Raw genomic sequence first — 1701 nt, 5'->3', positions numbered from 1 at the left:
ACTTCGGCGCAAATGAATTCGTCGATCTTGAGAACGACTCTCTGGAAGACGTCGGCGGCGTCGATCTGGTGTTCGATGTCATCGGCGGCGGCATTCAGAAGCGGTCTGCAGCCCTGATCCGGGCCGGAGGCACGCTGGTGACCGTCGTCGGTCCTACCGACGTGCGGCCAGCGGATGGCCTGGCGATTGACTTTGTCGTCGAGACCGATCGCACCCAGCTATACGAGATAATTCAGCGAGTGCGGGACGGAACACTGAGGACGAACATCGGCAAAGTCGCGGCCCTCGACGACGCCGTTGCAACTTTCAACTCGAAAGAGCGACGTTCGGGAAAGACGATCATCCGCGTTCGGGCGTGAGGACTCGGGGGAGAGAGGGCAGCTCCTCTTTCTCCTGAAAGCCGAAGGTCCGCGGCAAACGCCGCGGCGTCAGATGTGGTTGCATCTTGGGAGTTCGAGTTCGGTGGCGTCTGCCTGCAGCAATCCCGGTAGCTGGCGAGATTTTGATCCAATACTGCGTTGTTTGTTGAATCTGAAGCCTGGAGGCAAAGACCCAGGCATGGCGGCGAGAGACGATTAAACATTGATCGATAGCTTCAGACCTTGCTTTGCCGTCGCGTGGTATATGCGCGAAGGCTAATGTCCGTCGGGAGTAGAAACATGCTGAGAATTGTAGGGGACCGAGACCCCGACTGGGCAGAAGGTCGACATCTTCACCATCGTGCCTTGTGGTGTAGCCACCTATCAAGCCTGGGAGGACGGCGGCACAACCGTGCCGACGCCGTGTTCAAATGCCGACTTCTTCTACAGCGTCACCAGCAAGTGCGACTTCAACAAGCGCCCCTCGATAACGGCGCTGACACAGTAGGAGGTGTATCTCTTTGCCTTTGGGAAAGCGGCACGTGCTGCGCGTGTGACAAGACTTGATACCGGGATCACGCTCTTCGGGCAAAGTCTGCCGCATCCGATCATCCTGGCCCCGATAGCATATCTGCGGCTGGTGCATCCGGAAGCGAGGTGGCGGCGGCGCGCGGCGCCGGAGTGGCGGAAGCGGTGTTCACTTTGGGGACCACGGCGATGCAGCGATCGAGGATGGCGTGGCGGTGAGCCAGTCTCCAGTCTGGTTCCTGCTCTATTGGCAAAGCAATCGCGGTTTTAATGGCCAACTCTTAGCGCATGGCGGCACTTGGCGCAAAGGCGATCTGTGTGACGGTCGACATGCCGACGCCAGGCGATCGCCGTAGGCAGTTCCGGGCAGGATTCAAAATTCCCGACGGCCTCGCAACGCCATACTTCAAGGACCGGAACACCGGCGTGCTCAAAGTTGGCACTGCGCAGCGGCGGCCATGCCGACCTGGGCGGATACTGCCTGGCTGCGTTCGCTGACAACCCTGCCGCTTATTCTGAAGAGCATCCTCGATCCTGAGGATGCCGAGCGGGCGATCGGAACGGGTGTCGATGCCATCGCGGTCTCGAACCAACCCTCCCGGCAATCATCGGCTTCACCAGATTACCGAGGTCGCGCCGCGTCGGCTTCGTGGAAGCGAACCTTCTCGTCAAGGCCGCTGAGCATGGTCAGCCGGCCGGATGCCTCGACAAAGGCTGGTGTGAGGTCGACACCATCGACCTGGCAGCCATAGGTGGCGGCCAGGAAGCGCGCCGGGCCGCCAATGCCGCTGCCGACATCAAGGATCCGGTCGGT

The 1701-nt window shown here is 60.6% G+C and carries 4 protein-coding genes and 1 pseudogene; 4 read left to right on the top strand and 1 reads right to left on the bottom strand.

Annotated features, from left to right (window positions below; translation table 11 throughout):
- The 4 genes and pseudogenes from EN932_RS35510 to EN932_RS39655 all read left to right on the top strand — a co-directional run.
- Window positions 1-359 (top strand): zinc-binding dehydrogenase (locus EN932_RS35510; RefSeq protein WP_164890829.1); only part of this gene is annotated, 359 nt, incomplete at its 5' end.
- Between the two features lie 511 nt (window positions 360-870).
- Entirely contained in the window at window positions 871-1158 is a 288-nt protein-coding gene (locus EN932_RS39850) for an alpha-hydroxy-acid oxidizing protein (protein ID WP_348630108.1), read from the top strand.
- Between the two features lie 17 nt (window positions 1159-1175).
- Entirely contained in the window at window positions 1176-1385 is a 210-nt protein-coding gene (locus EN932_RS39660) for an alpha-hydroxy-acid oxidizing protein (protein ID WP_348630107.1), read from the top strand.
- A pseudogene (locus tag EN932_RS39655) lies at window positions 1346-1441 on the top strand (alpha-hydroxy-acid oxidizing protein); the annotation flags it as partial. The gene EN932_RS39660 and the pseudogene EN932_RS39655, both read left to right, overlap by 40 nt.
- 68 nt (window positions 1442-1509) lie before the next feature.
- Here EN932_RS39655 and EN932_RS39360 read toward each other — a convergent pair.
- Window positions 1510-1701, bottom strand: a 192-nt coding sequence (locus tag EN932_RS39360) for a methyltransferase domain-containing protein (protein ID WP_245483393.1), incomplete at its 5' end; no start/stop codon positions are given.

The organism is Mesorhizobium sp. M7A.F.Ca.US.002.01.1.1, from assembly GCF_004022955.1.
GTDB lineage: Bacteria > Pseudomonadota > Alphaproteobacteria > Rhizobiales > Rhizobiaceae > Mesorhizobium > Mesorhizobium ciceri.
This window is presented reverse-complemented; position numbering and strand designations above follow the sequence as displayed.